This is a genomic window from Microbacterium sp. LWO14-1.2, from assembly GCF_038397715.1.
In the GTDB taxonomy this organism is placed as follows: Bacteria; Actinomycetota; Actinomycetes; order Actinomycetales; family Microbacteriaceae; genus Microbacterium.
In genome coordinates this window covers 3,198,621-3,220,856 of the sequence record NZ_CP151633.1, presented here as the reverse complement: position 1 = coordinate 3,220,856, position 22,236 = coordinate 3,198,621, and the positions used below count along the sequence as shown (strand labels likewise).

Below are 22,236 nucleotides of genomic sequence, written 5' to 3'. Positions count from 1 at the left end.
TTATATGGCTATAAGGTGGGGATATGCCTGATTCAGTCATCGTCCCGTGGTCCCAGGGCACCTGGACCACCGCGCCCGCCGCGATCCACTCCCCCGACGACCGCCTCGACGTCACCGCCGCCGAAGGCAGCGACGCCTGGCGCCACACGGCCTACGGTTTCGTGCACGACACCGAGCACGCGCTGCTCGCACCGCTCGGCGTGGGTGAGGCCGTCGAGGTGTCCTTCCGCGCGCCCTGGAGCGGCCAGTTCGATCAGGCCGGGGTCTTCGTCCGAGCCGACGACGAGCACTGGGTCAAAGCCGGCGTCGAGTACGCCGACGGCCACCTCGGACTGGGCGCCGTCGTGACCGCCATCCGCTCCGACTGGTCGGTGGGCCACGTCGACGACTGGCTCGACAGCGAGATCACCGTGCGGGTGAGTCGATGGGCGGATGCCGTCATCGTCCGGGCCCGCGCCGATGACGGACCGTGGCGACTCGTGCGGGTCGCCCCGTTCGACGGCGAGGCGACCGCATCCGCCGGCCCCTTCCTCGCCGCACCGACGCGCGCCGGGCTCACCGTCACGTTCACCCGCTGGACGCGGTCGGCCGCCGACGAGGCGCTGCACTGACACGGGCGCGGCTGCGACGCACGCCGGCGACCGGAAGCGCGCGACGAACGCCGCGTCAGAGCCCGAGTGCGTGCGCTGCGGCCTGGGCCCTTGCGACGAGCTCCGCGCGCTGCTCGGCGACCCGCACGGGGGCCGTGCCGCCCGCGCCCGTGCGCGAGGCCACCGAACCTTCGATCGTGAGCACCTCTCGCACCTCGGGCGAGAGGTGCGGCGACACCGACTGCAGCAGCTCGTCCGAGGCATCCTCGAGCCCGATCCCCTGCTCCTCGCACGCACGCACCAGCGCACCCGAGATCTCGTGAGCGTCGCGGAACGGCACCCGTCGCTTCACGAGCCACTCCGCGACATCCGTCGCGAGCGAGAAGCCCTCCGGCGCCAGCGCGGCCATGCGCTCGGTGTCGAAGCGCAGCGTCGCGATCATGCCCGCGAACGCCGGCAGCACGACCTCGAGCGTCTGCACGGAGTCGAAGACGGGCTCCTTGTCCTCCTGCAGGTCGCGGTTGTACGCGAGCGGCAGCCCCTTGAGCGTCGCCAGCAGACCGGACAGGTTGCCGATCAGGCGGCCGGACTTGCCGCGCGCGAGCTCGGCGATGTCGGGGTTCTTCTTCTGCGGCATGATGCTCGACCCGGTCGAGTAGCCGTCGTGCAGGGTCACGAAGCCGAACTCGCGCGTGTTCCAGAGGATGATCTCCTCGCTCAGACGCGACAGATCGACGCCCGTCATCGCCGTGATGAACGCGAACTCGGCAACCACGTCCCGCGCGGCCGTGCCGTCGAGCGAGTTCTCGGCCGGACGGTCGAGCCCGAGCTCCCGCGCCACGAGAGCGGGATCCAGACCGAGCGTGGAGCCGGCGAGGGCTCCCCCGCCGTAGGGGGAGACACCCGCGCGACGGCGCCAGTCGACCAGTCGTTCGAGCTCGCGCACCAGCGGCCACGCGTGGGCCTGCAGATGATGGGCGAGCAGGACCGGCTGCGCGTGCTGCAGATGCGTGCGACCGGGGAGGATCGCGTCGGGATGCGCTTCCGCCTGGGCGACGAGCGCATCGATCACCCGGAGCAGGTCGCGTGCGATCACACGGGCGTGGTCGATCAGGTACATCCGCACGAGCGTCGCGATCTGATCGTTGCGACTGCGCCCGGCACGGAGGCGTCCGCCGAGCTCTGGGCCGAGCTCGGCGATCAGCGCCTGCTCCAGCGCGCCGTGCACGTCCTCGTCCGAGGGGACGGGCCGGAGGGTGCCGTCGGCCACCTTGCGTGCCACGGCATCCAGCCCCTCGTGCATCTTCGCGGCCTCGTCGGCCTCCAGATACCCGGCCGCCTCGAGCGCCGTCGCGTGCGCGTGCGAACCCGCGATGTCGTAGGGCGCGAGGATCCAGTCGAAGTGGGTCGACCGGCTGAGCTCGACCAGCTCGGGCGACGGCCCGCTGGCGAATCGGGCTCCCCAGAGAGCGCCCTCGTTGGTCCCGTCGTTCTTGGAGGAGGTCATCACGCGTCCTTCTTGTCGAGCAGCCACACCAGCAGCGCCTTCTGGGCGTGCAGGCGGTTCTCGGCCTCGTCCCACACCACGCTCTGCGGACCGTCGATCACCTCGGAGTCGACCTCGTACCCGCGGTCAGCGGGGAGGCAGTGGATGAAGATCGCCTCAGAGTCGGCGAGCGTCATGGTCTCGGGGGTCACCTTGTAGCCGCCGAGATCGCGGATGCGGGCGAGCTTCTCCTCCTCCTTGCCCATCGACACCCAGGTGTCGGTCACGACGACGTCGGCTCCGGCCGCGGCCTCGACCGGGTCGGTGAGGAGCGTGATCGAGCCGCCGGTCTCCGCCGCACGCCGATCGGCCGCCTCGACGACATCGGCGCGCGGGGCGTAGTCGGCCGGCGAGGCGATGCGCACGTGCATCCCCGCGGTGACGCCGGCGAGCACGTACGAGTGCGCCATGTTGCTCTGTCCATCGCCGAAGAACGTCAGGGTGAGGCCCTTCAAGTCGCCCTTGTGCTCGCGGATCGTCAGCAGGTCGGCGAGCAGCTGGCACGGGTGGAAGTCGTCGGACAGCGCGTTGACGACCGGCACGCGGGTCCCCGCCGCCATCTCCTCCAGGCCGGACTGCGCGTAGGTGCGCCACACGATCGCGGCGACCTGCCTCTCGAGCACGCGCGCCGTGTCGGAGGGGGTCTCCTTGCCGCCGAGCTGGCTGTTCGCGGTCGAGATGATCAGCGGCGATCCGCCGAGGTCGGCGATGCCCACCGCGAACGACACCCGCGTGCGCGTCGACGACTTGTCGAAGATCACCGCGACGGTCTGCGGGCCCGCGAGAGCCTTGTTCGCCCAGCGGTCCTTCTTCAGCTCGATCGCGAGGTCGAGGATCTCGGCCTGCTCCGCGGGGGTCAGGTCGTCGTCACGAAGGAGGTGGCGGGTCATGCGTGGGCCTTTCCGGAGTCGGTGAGGGATGCCGAGACGTCGGCGAGCGCGGCGGCGAACAGGTCGCGGAACTCGGCGAGCTCGGCATCCCTGATCGTGAGAGCGGGCGCGATGCGCACGGTCTCGGGGTTGGCCGCATTGACGATGAGGCCGTGCGCCTGAGCGGCGGCCACCACGTCTCCGGCGACCGGAGCGCTGAGCTCGACGCCGATCAGCAGGCCGCGTCCGCGCACCCCCGCGACGAGGGGCGAGTCGAGACCCGTGATGATCTCGCGCAGCTCCTGCCCACGACGGGCGGCATTGTCGACGAGGCCGGCGCGCTCGATCTCGGCGAGCACCGCGTCGGCCACGGCGGTGGCGAGCGGATTGCCGCCGAACGTCGATCCGTGCGAACCGGGCGTGAACAGCGAGCTGGCCGCACCGTAGGTGACGAGAGCGCCGATGGGGAACCCTCCGCCGATGCCCTTGGCCAGCGTGATGGCGTCGGGGATGATGCCCTCGTGACTGAAGCCGAACCAGGCGCCGGTGCGCCCAGCGCCCGTCTGGATCTCGTCGACGATGAGCAGGGCACCGTGCGCCAGCGTCAGCGACCGTGCGGCCTGCAGGTACCCCTCGGGCAGTTCGACGACGCCCGCCTCTCCCTGGATCGGTTCGACGATGACGGCGGCGACGCGGTCGTCGAGTGCCGCCTCCAGCGCGTCGACGGTGGCGGGGATGTGCTCGACTCCCCCCGGCATGGGTTCGAAGGGGGCCCGCATCGCGGGTTTCGCCGTGAGCGCGAGCGACCCCATCGTGCGGCCGTGGAAGCCGTTCTCGAGAGCGATGATGCGCGGCCTGTCGGCTCCTCCGTGCAGACGGGCGAGCTTGAAAGCCGCCTCGTTCGCCTCGGCTCCCGAGTTGGAGAAGAACACGCGGCCCTCGATGCCGGCGCCCGCGAGACGCTTGAGGCGGGCGGCGAGAGCCAGCTGCGGCGGCGTCGCGAAGTAGTTGGAGACGTGTGCGAGGGTCGCCGCCTGGGTGGCGACGGCGTCCACGAACACCGGGTGCGCGTGACCGAGCGAGGTCACCGCGATACCGGCGAGGAAGTCGAGGTGCCGGGTGCCCTCCGAATCCCAGAGGTACGAACCCTCTCCGCGCGTGAGGAGAGCGAGTCGGCGTCCCGCGTTGAGGACCAGGTCGTTCTCCGCGTCGTCCTGCCAGTTGCTCATGCCGTCGTCCCTGCGCTTCCCTTGACCACTTCTGTTCCGATTCCCTTGCTCGTGAAGAGCTCGACGAGCACCGAGTGCGGTACTCGTCCGTCGATGATCGCTGCGGCGTCGACGCCGCCCTCGACCGCGTCGAGGCACGCGCGCATCTTCGGGATCATGCCCGACTCGAGCGACGGCAGCATCTCGACGAGAGCCTCCGAGGTGAGGTGCGAGACGAGCGAGTCGCGGTTCGGCCAGTCGGCGTACAGCCCCGGCACATCGGTGAGAATCACGAGCTTGCGCGCCCTGAGCGCCACCGCGAGCGCGGCCGCCGCGGCGTCGGCGTTCACGTTGAGCGACTGACCGGGGTGGTCGAGGTCGGGCGCGATGCTCGAGACCACGGGAACCCGCCCTGCCGTCAGGTGGTCGAGCACCGGCGTCGGATCGACCTGCACGACGTCGCCCACGCGTCCGAGATCGATCTCCTCCCCGTCCACGACGACCCCGCGGCGGCGTCCCCCGAAGAGTCCGGCATCCTCTCCGCTGAGACCGGTCGCGATCGGGCCGTGCGAGTTGATCTTCGACACGAGCTGCGGGTTCACCTGACCGGTGAGCACCATCCGCACGACGCTGATGGCCTCCGTGTTGGTGACGCGGTAGCCGCCCTTGAACTCGCTGGGGATCTCGAGACGCTCGAGCATGTTCGAGATCTGCGGTCCCCCGCCGTGCACGACGACCGGCAGCACGCCCACGTACCGCAGATACGCGATGTCCTGCGCGAAGGCCTCCTGCAGCTCGTCCGAGACCATCGCGTTGCCGCCGTACTTGACGACGACGATCTGATCGCGGAACTTCTTCAGCCACGGCAGGGATTCGATGAGCGTCGACGCCTTGACGGCCGCGACGTCCGGCGTGGTGTCCTGGATGTCGGTCATGAGGCGTAGGCGCTGTTCTCGTGCACGTAGTCGTGGGTGAGATCGTTGGTGAGGATCGTCGCCGTCTCGTCGCCGACCTTGAGATCGATGACGAGGTGCGTGGCGCGCGGCGTCAGGTCGACCTCCTCGCGCGGACGATCGGGACCGCCCTCGCTGCAGACACGGACGCCGTTCATCCACACGTCCACGTCGTACGGGTCGAACTGCGCGTTCGTCGTGCCGATCGCCGCGAGCACGCGACCCCAGTTCGGGTCGTTGCCGAAGATCGCGGCCTTGAACAGGTTGTTGCGGGCGACGGAACGGCCGACCTCGACGGCATCGCTCTCGGACGCGGCGTGGCGCACCTCGATCGTGATGTCGTGGCTCGCCCCCTCGGCGTCGCCCTGCAGCTTGACGGCGAGCTCCTGGCACAGCTCCCGGAGGGCCGCACCGAAGTCGTCGAGCGACGGCGCGATGCCGGAGGCGCCGTTGGCGAGCAGCGTCACCTGGTCGTTCGTCGACATGCACCCGTCGGAGTCGAGGCGGTCGAACGTGCGGCCCGTCGCGGCCCGCAGCGCGGCGTCGGCCTCCAGAGGCTCGAGCACGGCATCCGTCGTGATGACGACGAGCATGGTCGCGAGACCGGGAGCGAGCATGCCTGCGCCCTTGGCCATCCCGCCGATGGTCCAGCCGTCGCGGCTGGCGACCGCTGTCTTCGACACGCTGTCGGTGGTCATGATGGCCTCGGCCGCCACGGGTCCGCCGTCGGCCGAGAGCTCGGCGATGGCCTGCTCCGTGCCGGCGAGCACCTTGCCGCGGAAGACGTCGTCGCCCACGCCGATGAGGCCGGTCGAGCAGACGAGCACGTCACCCGCGCTGACGCCCAGCAGTTCGGCGGCCTTCTCGGCCGTCTGATGCGTGGTCTGGAATCCGAAGCTGCCGGTGAAGCAGTTCGCTCCGCCCGAGTTCAGCACGACGGCCTCGACCACCCGGTCGGCCACGGCCTGCTGCGACCAGATGATGGGATTCGCCTTCGCGCGGTTGCTCGTGAAGACGGCGGCGCCCACCTTGCGAGGGCCGCGGTTGACGACGACGGCGACGTCGGGCTTGCCGGTCGACTTGAGTCCGGCGGCGACTCCCGCCGCTTCGAATCCTGCGGGGGCGGTGACGCTCACGGCGCGACTCCGTTCACTGAGAGGGCGCGGGACTCAGGGAGTCCCAGCGCGAGGTTCATGGATTGCACGGCTGCGCCGGCGGTGCCCTTGACGAGGTTGTCGACGGCCGTCACGACGGTCACGCGCTGGGCGGCGCGGTCGATCGCGAGTCCGATGAGAGCGGTGTTCGCGCCCAGCACGTCGGCTGTGCGAGGGAACTCGCCCGCCGGCAGCAGCTGCACGAACGTCTCGTCGCCGTACGCGGACTCCCAGGCGGCGCGGATCTCGGCGTCGGTGACGCCCTCGACGATCGGCGCCGTCGACGTCGCGAGGATCCCCCGCGACATCGGCACGAGCACGGGCGTGAAGGAGATGCGGATGCCGTCGGCGGCCGCCTCCGGCGAGAGACCGGATGCCGCGGCGAGCGCCTGACGGATCTCCGGGATGTGCCGGTGGGTGCCGCCCACGGCGTAGGGGTTGGCCGTGCCGAGGATCTCACTCGCGAGCAGGTTGGTCTTCAGGCTCTTGCCGGCGCCCGAGGGGCCGACGGCGAGCACGGAGACGATGTCGCGAGGGTCGATGACGCCGGCGGCGACTCCCGGCGCGAGGCTGAGGCTCACGGTCGAGGCGTTGCACCCCGGCGCGGCGATCCTCGTCGCACCGCGCAGCTTCTCGCGCTGCTTGGCGCCGCCCGTGAGCAGCTCGGGTACCCCGTACGTCCAGGCGTCGTGGAACGCGCCGCCGTAGAACGCGTCCCACGCGTCCTGCGAGGTGAGCCGGTGGTCGGCGCCGGCGTCGATCACGAGCGGGGTGTCGCCGAGCGCATCCGTGTACTGACCGGACTGGCCGTGCGGCAGCGCGAGGAACACGATGTCATGCCCGGCGAGGATCTCGGGGGTCGTGTCCTGCAGCGTGAGGTGCGCGAGTGAACGCAGGTGCGGCTGGTGCTGGACGAGCGGCTGTCCGGCGTTCGAGTGCGCCGTGACGGTGCGGATCTCGATGTCGGGATGCGCGGCGAGGAGGCGTAGGATCTCGCCGCCCGCGTAGCCGGATGCGCCGGAGACGGCGACGGAATACGTCATGCTTCTACCTTAACGGTCGGACCCTTCGCGGAACTCAGGGTGCAGTGTCGGGGGCCGGGGCGGCGACACCGGCACTCGACCGCCGGGCAGGCAGGAGCGCGGGGTCGCCTACAGTCGGCGGCCGCCGCGGCGTCGGCGCACAGCGATGACGCTCGGAGCGAGCGTCAGGGTGGCGGAGTCGGCCGAAGGCATGTCGCGACGATAGCGCGGGCCTCGCACGGCGCGCAAATCTGCCGCGTCACAGGAGGCCGCTCGTGCCCGCCGCGAAGAACGCGAGCTCGTGCGCGCTGGAGACCTCGAACGCGCGGCGCATGCGGGCCTGCGTGCCGGCATCCGCAACCGCTGCGGCCGACATCGTGTAGGTGATCGCCCGCTCCGTCGCCTCCTCGAACGCCGGATCCGCGTACGTGGCGAGCCACGACGCGTACGGATGCCGGGGGTCACGCGCTGCGGCGCCGAACTCCCCCGCATGGAGCCGGTGACCGAGGTCGGTGTACAGCCAGAAGCACGGCAGGACGGCCGCGACGAGCTCGGCATAGTCGCCGCCGAACGCGATCGACCTCAGACGATCGAGGTACGCGGTGGTCGCGGGCGCCGGCGCGGCGTCGAACGTCGCGGCATCCACGCCCTGCTCGGGGGTCAGCCAGGCGGCGTGCAGTTCGAGCTCTCCCGCGATCGCACCGTGGGCGGCGTCGGCCCAGAAGGACTGCTCGGCCGAGGTCGGCGCGAGCCGTGACGCCTCGGCGAGCACGCGTGCGTAGTCGCGCAGATAGAGCGCGTCCTGCTGCAGGTAGAAGAGGAAGGCATCGCGCGGGAGCGTGCCGTCGGCCAGTCCTCGGACGAAGGGCAGACCGTCGATCCCGGAACGGATGCCGGCGATGCTCTCCCACCATTCGCGCCGGACATCTCCGGGGCGGGGTCGATTCGACTCTTCGGCATCCGTCACCTCCGCCCGCGCCCACAGGCCCGCGAAGTGGTCGACGGGCCCGTTCCCCCGGCCGACGCGCAGCCGTTCGCCGGAGCGCAGGGATTCGCGCAGCCATTCCCTGGCTGCGGCGACGGCGGTCTCCCGGTCCTCCCCGCGGCCGAGCCGCGTCGCGAGCGCGGACGAGAGCGAGCATCCCGTGCCGTGCGTGTTCTCGGTCGCGATTCGCGAGCCGGGGAACTCGCGGACCATGCCGTCACCCGCGTCGACCAGCGCGTCGGGTACCGCATCGCCCGGCAGGTGACCGCCCTTCACCAGCACGGCGACTCCGGCGCGGCGGGAGAAGCGCTCAGCCGCGGCGAGCGCGTCCTCCCATCCGCCGATCGACTCGCCGGTCAGCGCGGCCAGCTCGGCGAGGTTGGGGGTCACGATGTCGGCCAGCTCGACGAGCTTCCGCATCGCGGTCTCGGCCGCCCGGTCGAGCAGCCGGTCGCCGCTGGTGGCCACCATGACGGGGTCGAGCACGACGATCGGCGGCCGGACGCGCTGAAGCCAGTCGCCGACCACCTCGATCACGGCGGCGTCCGCGAGCATCCCGATCTTGACCGCGTCGATCACGATGTCGTCGGCGAGCGCCTCGAGCTGTGCGTGGAGCATCTGGGGAGGCGGCACGTGCACTGCACGCACCCCCTGGGTGTTCTGCGCCGTGAGCGCGGTGATCGCCGCCATGCCGTACCCGCCGTTCGCGGCGATCGACTTGAGGTCGGCTTGGATCCCCGCACCGCCGGACGGATCGCTGCCCGCGATGGAGAGCACCCGGGGCACGCCGGCGGATCGCCACGTCGCGAGAAGGTCGGCCGCAGCGGATGCCGGATCGCTCGCCGCGCACAGCGCCGAGACCACCGCGACCCCTGCCGCACCGGCACCGCGCAGAGCGGTCACGTCGGCGCGCCCGACACCGCCGATGGCCACGCACGGGAGCGGGCTCCGGGCAGCGAACGCACGGAAGCCCTCGACGCCCAGTGCGGGCGGGTGATCCGGTTTCGTGCTGGTCGGATGGATGACGCCCACACCGAGGTAGTCGACCGTGCCCGCGGGAAGAGCGAGGGCGTCGTCGAGGTGCTCGGAGGTGTTGGCCGTGAGGCCGATCAGCGCGTGCGGACCCAGCTCCGCCCTCGCCCGTCGCACCGAGGCGTCTCCCTGGCCGAGATGCACGCCGTCCACGCGGGCTCCGGCCGCGCGCGCCGCGAGCGCTGCATCGAGCCGGTCGTTCACGACGAGGAGCGCGCGCCCCTCGATCACCCGCGACAGAGCGACGAGCTGCGCGACCGTCTCAGCATCCGTCGCGTTCTTGTCTCGGAGCTGGACGATGCGCACTCCTCCGGCGACAGCGCGCCGCACCGTCTCGACCACGCCGCGACGGCCGCACAGGTCGGGATCGGTGACGAGGTACAGCGACAGGTCGGCGATCACCGCACGACCTCCTCGATGCGTGCTGCGGCCGCGATGTCGCCGGGCTGCACGGCGGCGACCGCGTCGAGCAGGGCCACCGCGAAGCTGCCGGGGCCCGCCGATCCCTCTGCCGCACGTTCCGCGGCGATCGTGTAGACGACGCTCGCGGAGGCGACGGCGGTGAGCGCGTCGATCGGCAGGGAACGGGCGGTCCCGAGGAACGCGGCCATGACCGCCCCGAGCGCGCACCCTCCCCCGGTGACGCGCGTGAGCAGCTCATGACCGTTGGCGATGCGCAGCGTCCGTCTGCCGTCGGTCAGGAGGTCGACCGCACCGGAGACCGCGACGACGCTGCCGAATCTCTCCGCGAGAAAGGCCGCGGCATCCGCTGCCGCATCCGGCGTGTCGACCGCGTCGACCCCGCGTCCCCCTTCGCTCAGCCCGGCGAGCGCGAGGATCTCCGAGGCGTTGCCGCGGATGGCGGTCGGCCGCGACGCCGCGAGCTCCCTGGCCAGGGCCGTCCGTACAGGCAGTGCGCCGATAGCCACCGGGTCGAGCACCCAGGGCGTGCCGGAGGCGGATGCCGCGGCGACCGCCTCGCGGCTCGCTTCGCGCTGTTCGGGTGTGGGGGTCCCCAGGTTGACCAGCATCCCCGAGGCGACCCGCGCGAACGGGCCGGCCTCGTCGACGATGTCGACCATCGCCGGCGCTGCACCGAGAGCGAGCAGCACGTTGGCGGTGAACCCGGTGACCACCGTGTTCGTGATGCAGTGCGTCAGCGGTGGGGCCTGACGCAATGCGGAGAGCAGCTCCGCGGCTGGACCGGTGACGGTCGATTCGGATTGCGGGCGCAGACGATCGCTCATCGCGACATCCCTTCGCTAGTACGAACTAGATCAGGTTCGACGGGTGTGTTCTCAGCCGCGGATGCGGCACCCCGTGTCACTGCTCGCAGTCTAGCGATCGCCTCCGCTCAGTTCAGGAGGCGAAGGAGGGCGAGTTCGTCGTCGCGCGTGAGTCCGGCGCGACGCGAGCGGTCGACGCCCCGCCGGTCCTCGTCGGCGATGACCGTCGCGATCGTCTCCTCGAGCGATCGGAGGCCGCCGCCCGCCGCACGGTAGCGCTGGTTCGAGCGACGCATGAACCCCGTCATATCGGCGGGCAGCCAGAGCGGGAGCGACCGCTCCCCCATCCAGTAGTCGACACCCTGTGCGGCCAGCCAGTCGTCCGCGGCCTCCACGGTGTCGCCCTCGTGCTGCGCGGCGGAACGGAACAGGGCGAGCACGTCGGTGAGCGGATGCCGGTCGCCGATCGCGTTCACGACGCCGGTGGCCGTGGTCGTCACGACGAACTCCGCGAGGTCGTCGACATCGATGACCTGCGCATCCCTGCCGCCGGCGAAGGGCACGAGCACGGGTTCGGCGCGCGCCCGGAGGAACGCCGCAGCCCAGTAGCCGAAACGATCGCTCGGGTCGCCGTCGCCCACGATCAGCCCGGGCCTGACCACCAGCGTCCGATCCTCCCCGAGCCGGCGGACGGCGTTCTCGGCGGCGACCTTCTGAGCGCCGTAATCGTCGCTCAGCGACTCGGCGGCCGCGACCAGCGCGGCGGACTCATCGGCATCCTCCTCCTCGTCATCGGCATACACCGAGACCGAGGACACGTACGTCCAGCGACCCGCTCGCGCACCGAGCGCGGCGACCGCCGCGCTCACGTGGTCTGCGCGGGACGACACATCGACGACCTGATCCCAGTCCCTGCGCGACACCACGTCGTAGACGGCGGAGTCGTCACGGTCGCCGAGCATCAGCGTCGCGCCCGGCGGCGCAGGGCGCCCACCCCGCGCGAGGCACGTCACCGCAGCGCCCGAGAGCAGCCAGCGCTGCGCGATGCGACCGGACAACCACCCGGTTCCGCCGAGGATCAGCACATCCGTCATGCCCTCATGTCATCAGGATCCGAGGCGCGAGGGAAGCCCATCCGCTCAGAGCGGAGCGCGGGTCACGGCTGACGCAGATCCTCGAGCCCGTCCAGCACCGGCACGGTCCACGCGGGGTCGGGGCGCCAGGCGACCCACTCCGGGTCGAACGGCCAGTCTCCGGCGGTGAACGAGGCGATGGCCGCCGCGGCGTGCTCGGTGATCTGCGCTGCCTGATCGCTGTCCAGACGGCCCTGTTCGACGGCGGCGACGAGCTCGTCTTCGTCCTTCATGACGATCCGTCCGTCCGGCTCGATCTCGACGTCGAGGATGTGGTCCGACGTGAACGTGTCGCGGTCGGTCCGCAGATGCGCGTTCTCGAGGTTCACGTACCACCCGGCGAATGTCCAGTCCGCGCCTGTCGTCTCGCTCCAGAACAGCCAGACCGACCACGGTCGATCGGCCGGAGCGATCCGCAGGATGCCGTTGCCCACCCAGTGCTCCACGATTCGCCTGCGCGGTTCGATCCAGCGTCTCTCGAGCGGAACCGTGCGCACGCGCTGCCCGTCGGCCGCGCCCTGCCCCTCCTGCTCCGTCCCCGGCGCGAGCCAGGCGACGAGCCCGCGCTCGTCGTCGCGGACGACACGCATCGGCGTGATCGTCGACGGCTCGCCGCGGAGCCAGCCCGGACGGCGGTAGTGCCAGTCGATCTGATCGCCCGGGGCGAGGAACGGAGCCTCTCCCAGCGGGCGCGACCCGTGCGGGACTGCTGGCGGCGTGGCGTGCGGGTTCACGGTCGTCATCTCGCCACGGTACCGTGTGGCGCCGTGGGACCCGTGCTGCGCCCCTGCGTGGGCGCAGCACGAGTCGTCCGTTCCGACGTGGTCCGTCAGTCGCGGATCGCGGCTCCGAAGCGCTCCGTAGCGACGGCGACTCCCGCGAGCTTCGCCTCGGTGGCCTCCGCGGCCGTGAGCGTGCGGTCGTCGGCGCGGAAGCGCAGCGCGAAGGTGAGGCTCTTCGTTCCTTCGGCGAGTCCGTCTCCGCGGTAGTCGTCGACGAGACGGATCGACTCGAGCAGCGCGCCGGCGCCGTCGCGCAGAGCCGCGCGGACATCTCCGGCCGGCACCGCCGCGTCCACGACGAGCGAGACGTCCTGCGTCGCGGCGGGGAACGTCGACAGCGACGGTGCGACGGCCTTCTCACCGGCGAGCGAGAGCAGGCCGTCGAGGTCCAGCTCGACCACGGTCGCGCGGCCGGGCAGGTCCGCGGCGGACGCGACGTCGGGGTGGAGCTCGCCCACGTATCCGACCTCGGTGCCGTCGACCGTGAGCACGCCCGTTCGCCCCGGGTGCAGCGCCGCGCGCTGCGACTGGGCGACGTCGATCGTGACGCCGGCCGCTTCACCGATGACGCGCACGGCATCCAGAGCCTCCGAGAGACCGGAAGCCTCGGCCGCACGGCCGGGCTGGCGGGTCACGGTGTTTCCGGTGAGCAGCACGGCGACATGACGGTGCTGCGGCGGGATCGACGCGTTCAGCTGCGCGAGGGTCTCGTCGGAGGGACGCTCACCGAGCGGCGGTACCTCGTCGGTGCCGTAGCTGACGCCGGCCTCGGGGAGGAAGACCACACCCGTCTCGAACAGCGCGAGATCGGTCAGGCCGCGGGAGATGTTGCGGTGCGCGGTCTGCAGCAGACCGGGGATGAGCGAGCGCCGCAGGAACGGCGCGGCCCGGTCGAGGGCGTTCGCCAGCCGGATGCTGGGCAGGTGCTCCCCCGACGCCGACCCGTGCAGGTCGTTCTGCGCCTCCGTCGTGAACGGGAACGAGGGCGTCTCGACGAGACCGGCGGCGGCGAGGGCGTTCGCGACGCGACGCCGACCCTGCTGATGAGCGGTCAACCCCCGGCCGGAGGGCGGGGTCGGCAGCACCGACGGGATGCGGTCGAGCCCGTGGATGCGCGCGACCTCCTCCGCCAACGACCACTTGTCCGTGATGTCGGGCCGCCAGGTCGGCGGGATGACGGTCCACCCGGCTCCCTCGGATCCCGACCCCGTCGAGGCGTTGACCTCGGCGCCGATCATGGTGAGCGCGTCGGTGATCTCGGCATCCGTGTAGTCCACGCCGATGAGATTCTGAACGAAGCCGGCGGGCAGCTCGATCTCGGCGACGAAGATCTCGGCGAACAGCGCGCCGCCCTCGTCCGTCAGCGTCCCCCCGGCCAGCTCGACCATGAGGTCGGCGGCGCGACGCGCCGCGACGAACGGCACGAGCGGGTCGACGCCTCGTTCGAAGCGCTTGGACGCCTCGCTCGGCAGCTTGTGCCGGCGGGCCGTGCGCGCGATCGTGATGGGGTCGAACGTCGCCGCCTCGATCAGCACGTTCGCGGTCGTCTCGCTCATCTCGGTCTTGCCGCCGCCCATCACACCGGCGAGGCCGATCGGGCCGGAGTCGTCGGTGATGAGCAGGTCCTCGACGTGGAGCTTCCGCTCCTGACCGTCGAGCGTGGTCATCTTCTCGCCGGGCGTCGCGCGGCGGACGGTGATGCCGCCCTGGAGCTTGTCGAGGTCGTAGCCGTGCAGGGGCTGTCCGAGCTCGAGCATCACGTAGTTGGTGATGTCGATGAGCACGCCGAGCGACCGCATGCCGGCGAGCGAGAGACGAGCGATCATCCACGGGGGCGTGGGACGCGACGGGTCGACGCCGCGCACGACGCGGGTGACGAATTCGCTCGCCCCGACGGTGCCGCGGATCGGCGCCGAGTCGTCGACGATCGCCGTGTGCCCCGTGCCCGGCTGCAGCTCGGCGAAGTCCCGCTCGGCGGGGTCGCGGAAGGAGGCGCCGGTCGCGTGCGAGTACTCGCGGGCGATGCCGCGCACCGAGAAGGCGTAGCCGCGGTCGGGCGTGACGTTCACATCGACCGCGACGTCGTCGAGGCCGAGCAGCGCGATCGCGTCGGCGCCGACGGGAGCGTCGATGCCGAGATCCGACAGCACGAGGATGCCGTTGTGCTCGTCGCCGAGGCCGAGTTCGCGTGCCGACGCGATCATGCCGTCGGACACGTGCCCGTAGGTCTTGCGCGCGGCGATGGGGAACGGACCGGGCAGCACGGCTCCGGGGAGCGTCACCACGACCTTGTCGCCGACGACGAAGTTGTGCGCGCCGCAGACGATGCCGCGGACGCCTCCGTTCGCCTCGCCGACGTCGACCTGGCACCAGTTGATCGTCTTGCCGTTCGACTGAGGCTCCGGCTCGAGCGACAGCACCTGGCCGACGACGATCGGACCCTGCAGCTCGAAGCGGTGGACATCCTCCTCCTCGAACCCGACGGAGACCATGGCCGCGAGGACGTCCTCGGGGGTCCTGTCCGCTGCCACATCGACGTATTCACGCAACCACGAGAGCGGGACGCGCATCACACCACCATCCCGTACTGCTCGCTGAAACGGACATCGCCCTCGGCCATGTCGCGCATGTCCTGCACGTCGCTGCGGAACATGAGTGCCCGCTCGACGCCCATCCCGAACGCGAAGCCGCTGTAGACGTCGGGGTCGATCCCCGCGGCGCGCAGCACGTTCGGGTTCACCATTCCGCACCCGCCCCACTCGATCCAACGCGCGCCGCCCTTGAAGGTCGGGTGCCACAGGTCGAGCTCGGCGGAGGGCTCGGTGAACGGGAAGAAGTTCGTGCGGAAGCGCGTCTTGGCCTCCGGACCGAAGAGCTGGCGCGCGACGTGGTCGAGCGTCCCCTTGAGGTGGGCCATGGAGATGCCCTTGTCGATCACGAGACCCTCGAACTGCGTGAACACCGGCAGGTGCGTGGCGTCGAACTCGTCGGTGCGGTAGACCCGGCCGGGGCACAGCACGTAGATCGGCACATCGCGGTCGAGCATCGAGCGCACCTGCACGGGGCTCGTGTGCGTGCGCATCACGAGGTGCCGCGAGGGCGGGTCGACGTAGAACGTGTCCTGCTCCTGGCGGGCGGGGTGGTCGACGTCGAAGTTCAGGGCGTCGAAGTTGAACCACTCGTGCTCGAGCTCAGGCCCCTCGGCGATCTCCCATCCCATGCCGACGAAGATGTCGGAGATCTGCTCGCTGAGCAGGGTGAGCGGATGCCGGGCGCCCACGCGCGAACGCGAGGAGACCGCGGTGATGTCGACGCGCTCGGACTCGAGCCGGGCCGCGACCTCGGCGGCGGCGAGCTCGGACTCCTTGGCCGCGAGGGCCTGCGTGACCCGTCCTCGTCCCTGGCCGACGAGCTTGCCGAACGCGGCCTTGTTCTCCGGTGCGACCTGGCGCATCGAGGCGTTCAGGACGGCCAGCGGCGATCCCTCCGCGACGTGCGCCGCGCGAGCGGCTTTCAGCTCGGCGGTGTCGGCTGCCGCGGCGATGGCGTCGAGCGCCGCCGCGACAGCGGCTTCGACCGCTTCCGGGGTGATTTCGAGAGACTCAGACACGAGAGTCGAGTCTACCGGCGCACGGTGCCGCGATCAGACGCCGAGTCGCCGTCAGCGCCTACCTCGCCGGTGTCGAATCCCGCGGTCCACCGGTCTCCCGCTGGGTCGCGATGACCTGAGTCAACGTCGCCTCGTCGTCGGCCGCGATGTTCCCAGCCGCGGCAGCCTGCGCCGGTGAACGCTTCACGCGCTTCTGGAGCCGGAAGGCGACGTAGGAGAGGAGGAGGCAGACGGCCACATACATCGACCCGCCGATGATGGCGGACGGGATCAGCGGGGAACCGTACGGCGCCTGGTTGCCGATCTGGTTGATGACGTAGAGCAGCTCCTGGTAAGTGATGATGAACCCGAGCGCGGTGTCCTTGAGCGCGACGACGAGCTGGGCGATGATGACCGGCATCATCGCGCGGACAGCCTGCGGCAGCAGGATGAGCCGCATGACTCCGGTCTTGCGCAGGCCGATCGCATAACCGGCCTCCTTCTGCCCGCGAGGCAGGGACTCCACCCCGGCGCGAAGGACCTCGGCGAGCACCGATCCGTTGTACACGATCAGCGCGATGACGACTGCCCAGTACGGGGGCATCCGCACCCCGATCACCGGAAGGCCGTAGTAAAGGAGCATCATGAGGATGAGGACCGGGATCGCGCGGAAGACCTCGATGATCCACCGGACGGGCTCCCTGACCCAGGCATGCTCCGACAGCCGGCCCACGCCCAGGAGGAACCCGAGAGCGAGAGACCCGATCCCGGCGACAGCGAACGCGGCCAGAGTACTCAGCAGGCCTTCGCCGAATCGCACCCACACGGCGGAGAAGGTGAAGATGTTCCACTTCGCCGCAGAGAACTGCCCGGTGGCGAAGAGTCTCCAGACGACCCAACCGAGCACGGCGAGTACGACCAGCACGGTGACCGCGCCGATGATGCGGTTGCGGACGACGGCGCGCGGGCCCGGGACGTCGAAAAGAACGGAGCTCATCGCACGATCCTCCACTTGTTCTCGAGTCTGTTCTGCACCCAGCTGAGCACCAGCACGAGCACGACGAAGATGACCATGACCCACAACAGCACGGCGAGGGCGCTCTCTCCGCGTTCGCTGAGAGCCGCGCGGATAGTGCCGAGGTTGACGACCGAGAACCCGGCGGCGACCGTCGTGTTCTTCATGAGCGCGATCAGCACGCTCATCATGGGCGGCACCACCGAACGGGTCGCCTGCGGTAGCACGACGAAGCGCATGACCTGCCCGAAGTTCAGACCTATCGCTCGCGCGGCTTCGGCCTGGCCGACGGGCACCGTGTTGATGCCGGCGCGGAGCGCCTCAGCGACGTACGTCGCCGTGTAGATACCGAGCGCGAGGACTGCGAGCAGCAACGAGTTCACCCGCTGCCCCAGAAGGATCGGCAGGCAGAACGCGAAGAAGAACATCACGAGCGTTAGCGGGGTGTTGCGGATCCAATTGACGTACACGGCGCCGACGGTTCGAGCGATCGGTACCGGGGAGACGCGGGCTGCTCCGACGATGAGTCCGAGGACCAGGGCGATCAGCCCCCCGCCCAGGAACAGGACGATGGTTCCCCACAGCGCCTCTCCCCAGAGGTCGAGGTGGTCGGTGATGACTCCCACTGCTGCTCCTGTCGATTCGGGTTCTTGGATGGACCTGCTGATATGGGGCGGCCGACCGCGCCGACCGCCCCGTCGTCATCAGCCGACCGGGTCGACCTCAGGCTGGGTGGCCTTGACGCCAGAGGCGCCGAGGTTGTTGTCGAAGATCTGCTGCCAGATGTCTCCGCCGTCGGTCAGCTGCGTGTTGAAGTACTCGACCAGCGCGTCATCGCCCTTGGCGACTCCGATGCCGTAGCGCTCCTCGCTGAAGGGCTCGCCGACGACCTTGAGGTTGTCGGGATCCTGTGCCGCATAGCCGATGAGGATCGCCTCGTCGGTCGTGACGGCGTCGACCTGGCCGTTCTTGAGGTCCTCGACGCACTTGGAGTACGTGTCGTATTCCTTGGTCGGAACATCGGGATAGTTCGTCTTGATGTTCTGGATCGGCGTGGAGCCGGTTGCCGAGCAGACGGTCGTCGACGAGCTGAGGTCGTCGACACTTTCGATGTCGCTGTCGGAGGCCACCAGGAGGCCCTGACCCGTGACGAAGTACGGACCGGCGAAGGAGATCTGCTCCTTGCGCTTGTCGGTGATCGAGTACGTGCCGACGTAGTAGTCGATGTCGCCGTTGACGATGGCCTGCTCACGGTTGGCAGAAGCGATCGCCTGGAATTCGATCTTCTCCGGGTCGACTCCGAGCGACGCGGCCATCCAGCGCGCGATGTCGACGTCGAATCCGGTGCGCTCGCTCGTGACGGGGTCGAGGTAGCCGAGACCGGGCTGGTCTTCCTTGACGCCGACCTTCACCGTGCCGGACGACGAGATCCGGTCGAAGGTGGGGCTGCCGTCGATGCTGACGTCCTCGAGGACGGTCCACGGGGTGCTGCTGGACGAGTCGCCCTCGTCGCCGCCCTCCGGGGCTCCCGTGCTGGACGGCGTGCCGCTGTTGCAGGCCGTCAGGGCGAGCAGTGCTGCGGCTGCGATACCGAGTCCTGCCAGTGTCCGTGTGCGTCGCATGTGCGTCTCCTTCGTGTGCTGTGTGTGCAGGGTCTGTGAAGTGTGCGGGGTGCGCGAGAGAGGGTCAGTGCGTGAGGAGCTTCGAGAGGAAGTCCTTGGCCCGGTCGCTCTTCGGATTCGTGAAGAACTCCTCGGGCTTCGCCTCTTCCACGATCTGCCCGTCGGCCATGAAGACGACGCGGTCGGCCGCCTTGCGGGCGAAGCCCATCTCGTGGGTCACGACGATCATCGTCATGCCCTCCTGAGCGAGCTCGACCATGACGTCGAGCACCTCGTTGATCATCTCGGGGTCGAGCGCGCTGGTGGGCTCGTCGAAGAGCATCACCTTCGGGTGCATCGCGAGTGCGCGGGCGATCGCGACGCGCTGCTGCTGGCCGCCGGACAGCTGAGCGGGGAGCTTCGATGCCTGCTGGGCGACGCCGACGCGCTCGAGCAGGGCCATCGCCTCCTTCTCGGCATCCGCCTTCTTCTGGCCACGGACCTTGATCGGGCCGAGCGTCACATTCTCGAGGATCGTGAGGTGCGCGAAGAGGTTGAACGACTGGAACACCATGCCGACGTCGGCACGGAGGTTCGCGAGTCCCTTGCCCTCGGCGGGCAGAGCCTTGCCGTCGATGCTGATCGTTCCGCTCGTGATGGTCTCGAGGCGGTTGATCGTGCGGCACAGGGTCGACTTGCCCGACCCCGACGGGCCGATCACGACCACGACCTCGCCGGCGTTGACCGTGAGGTTGATATCCGTGAGCGCCTGGAAGTCGCCGTAGTGCTTCTGCACGTCGTCGACCACGACGAGGGGCTTATCAGAGGTCATCATTTCTCCAAACTAGCCACGGGGGTGGCGGGTCTCCAGGCGGGCTCGTCGAGATTTACACGTTCGTAATCCCCTGATCGAGCCCGTTCCGGCCGACCAGCGGAGTGCCCCCCCGGTCCGCCCCCGCAGACCGTGGGGGCGTCCCTGCTGCCGTGCCCCTCCCCCGAAGGGCGCGAGGCAGCAAGCCTCCGATCGGATGAGATCGCGAGGCGATCCGGCGGGATGCCGGAACCCGAGCCTGCGGGCAGGTCGTCGGGTCTGTGGCATCTGAATTCTCCGTCGAATCGTGCGCGATCGACCCCAGATTGGCAGAGCAGGATGCCGCGACGAGAACTTCTTGAGGATTTCTTGAGGCGTCAGTCGCGCTGCTCGCGGAAGTACTCGACCGCCCCGGGGTGCAGGGGAACAGGACCCGTGAAGATCGCCTGGGTGCGGTCGAGGAGCGCGGCGGCCGGCACATCGTGCGCGAGCCGGGTGCGACCGTCGAAGAGTCCTCGCAGGACGTCGCGCACCACGCCTGGCGGAGTATCGCTCGAGGTGACGAGGTAGTTCGGCACCGCGAGCGTCGGCTCCGACTCCTCCAGGCCGTACAGACCGACCGGCAGATCGGAGGGCCGGTACGCGTACGAATACCGCTCGTTCACGTCGTTCACCCAGCTCTGCTCGATGGGCAGGAGCCGCACGGGCGTGGTCTGCGCCAGTTCGGCGATGCCGGGGGTCGGGATGCCGCCGACCCAGAAGAATCCGTCGATCTCCGCGCTCTCGAGCGCCTCGATCGACGCGGCGAGGCCAAGCTCCGGGTCGCTGATCGACGAGGGATCCACGTCGGCGGCATCCAGCACCCGCGACGCGATGACGTTGACCCCGGAGTTCTCGGCCCCCAACGAGACGACGCGCCCCGAGAGGTCGTCGAGTCCGTCGATGTCGGAGTCGGAACGCACCACGACGTGCAGGTACTCGTCGTACAGACGGGCGACGGCCTGCACAGGCAGCGGCTCCGGGAAGGCGCCCTCGCCCTCCACGGCATCCGCAGCTGCATCCCCCTGTGCGAAGCCGAGGAGAGCATCCCCCGAACTGACGCGAAGCAGGTTGTCGACCGAACCGGCGGTCTGTTCCGCGGTCACGCGGACATCGAGGGCGGCGGAGAGCTCGTCGGCCAGGCCTTCGCCGTAGGCGAAGTAGACGCCATTGGCACCTCCCCCCGCGATCTCGTACGCGGTGTCGCCCCACTCGCCGGAACGCGGCGAGCACGCGGTGACCGACGCCGCGACGAGCACGGCGAGCACTCCGGCCACGATCGGGCGCGCGACCTCGCGCCGCCTCATGCGTGGACTCCGTCCGGCAGGAGCAGCGTGACGAGCAGTCCGCCGGCGTCCGGCGACTCGACGAGGAGCTCGGCGCCGAGGGAGTCGAGCAGGTCGGTCGCGATCGCGAGCCCGAGCCCCGAACCCGGAGTGTCCCCCCTGTCATCGCTGCGCCAGAACCGATCGGTGGCGGCGGCCGCCTGCTCGGCGGTGAGACCGGGGCCCTGGTCGCGCACGGTGAGCCGGCACGACTGCTCGTCCCGCCGCGCCGTGACCACCACGACCGAATCGGGTGTCGAGTACTTCACGGCGTTGTCGATCACGGCATCCAGGGCGCTCTCGACGATCGTCCGGTCGGTCACGCTCATCACCGGCTCGCCTCCCGTTGCCACGACGGAGATCCCCCGCTGACCGGCGACGTCGCGCCACGCCTCCGCGCGCCGGCCGGCGAGGGCCGTCAGGTCGACCGCCGAGATCGCGGTGTCGCCGCGTCCGCCCCTGGCCAGCCCGAGCAGCGTCTCGAGGATGCGCGCCATGCGCCGCCCCTCCTCGCGTGTCTCCTCGACGTCGTCGCGCCAGTCGTCGCCGAGTCCCGTCGACAGGTGCTCGACGCGTAGGAGCAGGGCGTTGAGGGGGTTCCGAAGCTCGTGGGAGGCGTTCAGCGCGAACTCCTGCTGCCTCGTCATGACGCGTTCGATCTCGTCGGCCATGCCGTTGAACACGCGAGTCATCCGTCGCAGTTCGGGCGGGCCCGTGTCCTCGGAGACGCGGGCGTCCATCTCCCCTCTCTCGATCGCAGCCATCGCCTCGTCGAGTCGCCGCACGGGCGAGAGCACCCAGCGCGCGAGCTGCATCACCAGCAGGATGCCGAGACCCACCGTGGCCAGCGCCACGAGCGAGAGGACGATGACCTGCTGCACGATCTCGGCCCGCGGAGCCGCGGTGTCGGCCGACACCATGACCGCACCGATCACGTCGCCGTCGTCGAAGACCGGCTCGACGAGCGACGACTCGGCGACGCTCCACGGGAACACCGGCGCCGGGGCCTCCGCTCGCCGCCCCGACAGCGCGAGGCCCACGCGCGCGGTCTCCTCGTCGGTCAGCACGTCGTCATCACGGTCACCCGCCGCCCACGCGGTTCCGGCGAGATCGAACACGCGGACGTCGATGTCGTACACCTCGTGGAATCGGCGCACCTCGGCGTCGATCACCGTGGCGCTCCCCGAACGCAGCGCCTGTCTCGCACTGGTCACGAAGTACGCGAGATCACCGAGCTGCTCGGTGTAGAAGGCCTGTTGGATGCTGCGCGTCGCGCTCCACGCCGTGGCGCCGCCGAGAGACACGAGGATCGCGATCAACGGCACGAGGAAGACGACCACCAGGCGTCTGCGCATC

Annotated in this window: 19 protein-coding genes and 1 riboswitch; of the genes, 1 reads left to right on the top strand and 18 read right to left on the bottom strand. The window is 70.2% G+C overall.

Annotated elements, in window-relative coordinates; all coding sequences use genetic code 11:
* The first annotated feature begins 23 nt into the window (after positions 1 to 23).
* Positions 24 to 611 carry a DUF1349 domain-containing protein gene (locus tag MRBLWO14_RS15520; RefSeq protein ID WP_341933997.1) on the top strand — a complete coding sequence of 196 codons (588 nt, stop codon included), beginning with the start codon at positions 24 to 26 and terminating at the stop codon, positions 609 to 611.
* A 55-nt stretch (positions 612 to 666) separates the two neighbouring features.
* On the opposite strand, the gene argH is transcribed toward MRBLWO14_RS15520, so the two are convergent.
* From argH to MRBLWO14_RS15430, 18 genes are all read right to left on the bottom strand, one after another.
* Positions 667 to 2,097, bottom strand: coding sequence for an argininosuccinate lyase (gene argH, locus MRBLWO14_RS15515; protein ID WP_341933996.1), 1,431 nt, complete (start codon positions 2,095 to 2,097; stop codon positions 667 to 669).
* Entirely contained in the window at positions 2,097 to 3,026 is a 930-nt protein-coding gene (gene argF / locus MRBLWO14_RS15510; RefSeq protein WP_341933995.1) for an ornithine carbamoyltransferase, read from the bottom strand. The genes argH and argF overlap by 1 nt, the downstream gene beginning before the upstream one ends.
* Entirely contained in the window at positions 3,023 to 4,234 is a 1,212-nt protein-coding gene (locus MRBLWO14_RS15505; RefSeq protein WP_341933994.1) for an acetylornithine transaminase, read from the bottom strand. Before MRBLWO14_RS15505 ends, argF begins: the two co-directional genes overlap by 4 nt.
* Positions 4,231 to 5,148, bottom strand: coding sequence for an acetylglutamate kinase (argB, locus tag MRBLWO14_RS15500; protein WP_341933993.1), 918 nt, complete (start codon positions 5,146 to 5,148; stop codon positions 4,231 to 4,233). Before argB ends, MRBLWO14_RS15505 begins: the two co-directional genes overlap by 4 nt.
* Complete coding sequence (gene argJ, locus MRBLWO14_RS15495) at positions 5,145 to 6,302, bottom strand: bifunctional glutamate N-acetyltransferase/amino-acid acetyltransferase ArgJ (protein WP_341933992.1); 1,158 nt, start codon at positions 6,300 to 6,302, stop codon at positions 5,145 to 5,147. The genes argB and argJ overlap by 4 nt, the downstream gene beginning before the upstream one ends.
* Positions 6,299 to 7,363, bottom strand: coding sequence for an N-acetyl-gamma-glutamyl-phosphate reductase (argC, locus tag MRBLWO14_RS15490; protein ID WP_341933991.1), 1,065 nt, complete (start codon positions 7,361 to 7,363; stop codon positions 6,299 to 6,301). Before argC ends, argJ begins: the two co-directional genes overlap by 4 nt.
* A 238-nt stretch (positions 7,364 to 7,601) precedes the next feature.
* Positions 7,602 to 9,761, bottom strand: coding sequence for a bifunctional hydroxymethylpyrimidine kinase/phosphomethylpyrimidine kinase (locus MRBLWO14_RS15485; RefSeq protein ID WP_341933990.1), 2,160 nt, complete (start codon positions 9,759 to 9,761; stop codon positions 7,602 to 7,604).
* Positions 9,758 to 10,606, bottom strand: coding sequence for a hydroxyethylthiazole kinase (thiM, locus tag MRBLWO14_RS15480; RefSeq protein WP_341933989.1), 849 nt, complete (start codon positions 10,604 to 10,606; stop codon positions 9,758 to 9,760). Before thiM ends, MRBLWO14_RS15485 begins: the two co-directional genes overlap by 4 nt.
* Positions 10,597 to 10,690, bottom strand: a riboswitch (TPP riboswitch). Its footprint overlaps the gene before it by 10 nt.
* Positions 10,691 to 10,713: 23 nt before the next feature.
* Positions 10,714 to 11,679: an NAD-dependent epimerase/dehydratase family protein gene (locus MRBLWO14_RS15475; protein ID WP_341933988.1), complete on the bottom strand. Its 966-nt coding sequence runs from the start codon at positions 11,677 to 11,679 to the stop codon at positions 10,714 to 10,716.
* A gap of 62 nt (positions 11,680 to 11,741) precedes the next feature.
* The gene (locus MRBLWO14_RS15470; protein WP_341933987.1) at positions 11,742 to 12,461 is read right to left on the bottom strand and encodes a DUF402 domain-containing protein; all 720 of its coding nucleotides are present in this window, start codon (positions 12,459 to 12,461) and stop codon (positions 11,742 to 11,744) included.
* 86 nt (positions 12,462 to 12,547) lie between these two features.
* Positions 12,548 to 15,070, bottom strand: a complete 2,523-nt coding sequence (gene pheT / locus MRBLWO14_RS15465; RefSeq protein WP_341933986.1) for a phenylalanine--tRNA ligase subunit beta — start codon at positions 15,068 to 15,070, stop codon at positions 12,548 to 12,550.
* Positions 15,070 to 16,110 carry a phenylalanine--tRNA ligase subunit alpha gene (gene pheS / locus MRBLWO14_RS15460; RefSeq protein ID WP_341933985.1) on the bottom strand — a complete coding sequence of 347 codons (1,041 nt, stop codon included), beginning with the start codon at positions 16,108 to 16,110 and terminating at the stop codon, positions 15,070 to 15,072. The genes pheT and pheS overlap by 1 nt, the downstream gene beginning before the upstream one ends.
* Positions 16,111 to 16,168: 58 nt before the next feature.
* The gene (locus MRBLWO14_RS15455; protein ID WP_341933984.1) at positions 16,169 to 17,086 is read right to left on the bottom strand and encodes an amino acid ABC transporter permease; all 918 of its coding nucleotides are present in this window, start codon (positions 17,084 to 17,086) and stop codon (positions 16,169 to 16,171) included.
* On the bottom strand, positions 17,083 to 17,730 hold the full coding sequence (locus MRBLWO14_RS15450; RefSeq protein ID WP_341933983.1) for an amino acid ABC transporter permease: 648 nt from the start codon (positions 17,728 to 17,730) through the stop codon (positions 17,083 to 17,085). The genes MRBLWO14_RS15455 and MRBLWO14_RS15450 overlap by 4 nt, the downstream gene beginning before the upstream one ends.
* 78 nt (positions 17,731 to 17,808) lie before the next feature.
* The gene (locus MRBLWO14_RS15445) at positions 17,809 to 18,726 is read right to left on the bottom strand and encodes a glutamate ABC transporter substrate-binding protein (protein ID WP_341933982.1); all 918 of its coding nucleotides are present in this window, start codon (positions 18,724 to 18,726) and stop codon (positions 17,809 to 17,811) included.
* A gap of 64 nt (positions 18,727 to 18,790) precedes the next feature.
* Positions 18,791 to 19,537, bottom strand: a complete 747-nt coding sequence (locus MRBLWO14_RS15440) for an amino acid ABC transporter ATP-binding protein (RefSeq protein ID WP_341936215.1) — start codon at positions 19,535 to 19,537, stop codon at positions 18,791 to 18,793.
* A gap of 356 nt (positions 19,538 to 19,893) precedes the next feature.
* Positions 19,894 to 20,862, bottom strand: coding sequence for a TAXI family TRAP transporter solute-binding subunit (locus MRBLWO14_RS15435; RefSeq protein WP_341933981.1), 969 nt, complete (start codon positions 20,860 to 20,862; stop codon positions 19,894 to 19,896).
* Complete coding sequence (locus MRBLWO14_RS15430) at positions 20,859 to 22,235, bottom strand: HAMP domain-containing sensor histidine kinase (RefSeq protein WP_341933980.1); 1,377 nt, start codon at positions 22,233 to 22,235, stop codon at positions 20,859 to 20,861. The genes MRBLWO14_RS15435 and MRBLWO14_RS15430 overlap by 4 nt, the downstream gene beginning before the upstream one ends.
* Between the last annotated feature and the right edge of the window lies 1 nt (position 22,236).

Bases quoted from the DNA above. Each gene is read 5' to 3' on its own strand.
- argC (WP_341933991.1), bottom strand. From the start codon at position 7,363: ATGACGTATTCCGTCGCCGTCTCCGGCGCATCCGGCTACGCGGGCGGC.
- argB (WP_341933993.1), bottom strand. From the start codon at position 5,148: ATGACCGACATCCAGGACACCACGCCGGACGTCGCGGCCGTCAAGGCG.
- argH (WP_341933996.1), bottom strand. From the start codon at position 2,097: ATGACCTCCTCCAAGAACGACGGGACCAACGAGGGCGCTCTCTGGGGA.
- MRBLWO14_RS15435 (WP_341933981.1), bottom strand. From the start codon at position 20,862: ATGAGGCGGCGCGAGGTCGCGCGCCCGATCGTGGCCGGAGTGCTCGCC.
- MRBLWO14_RS15475 (WP_341933988.1), bottom strand. From the start codon at position 11,679: ATGACGGATGTGCTGATCCTCGGCGGAACCGGGTGGTTGTCCGGTCGC.
- MRBLWO14_RS15470 (WP_341933987.1), bottom strand. From the start codon at position 12,461: ATGACGACCGTGAACCCGCACGCCACGCCGCCAGCAGTCCCGCACGGG.
- MRBLWO14_RS15505 (WP_341933994.1), bottom strand. From the start codon at position 4,234: ATGAGCAACTGGCAGGACGACGCGGAGAACGACCTGGTCCTCAACGCG.
- MRBLWO14_RS15430 (WP_341933980.1), bottom strand. From the start codon at position 22,235: ATGCGCAGACGCCTGGTGGTCGTCTTCCTCGTGCCGTTGATCGCGATC.
- MRBLWO14_RS15440 (WP_341936215.1), bottom strand. From the start codon at position 19,537: ATGACCTCTGATAAGCCCCTCGTCGTGGTCGACGACGTGCAGAAGCAC.
- argF (WP_341933995.1), bottom strand. From the start codon at position 3,026: ATGACCCGCCACCTCCTTCGTGACGACGACCTGACCCCCGCGGAGCAG.
- MRBLWO14_RS15520 (WP_341933997.1), top strand. From the start codon at position 24: ATGCCTGATTCAGTCATCGTCCCGTGGTCCCAGGGCACCTGGACCACC.
- MRBLWO14_RS15455 (WP_341933984.1), bottom strand. From the start codon at position 17,086: ATGAGCTCCGTTCTTTTCGACGTCCCGGGCCCGCGCGCCGTCGTCCGC.
- MRBLWO14_RS15445 (WP_341933982.1), bottom strand. From the start codon at position 18,726: ATGCGACGCACACGGACACTGGCAGGACTCGGTATCGCAGCCGCAGCA.
- thiM (WP_341933989.1), bottom strand. From the start codon at position 10,606: ATGAGCGATCGTCTGCGCCCGCAATCCGAATCGACCGTCACCGGTCCA.
- pheT (WP_341933986.1), bottom strand. From the start codon at position 15,070: ATGCGCGTCCCGCTCTCGTGGTTGCGTGAATACGTCGATGTGGCAGCG.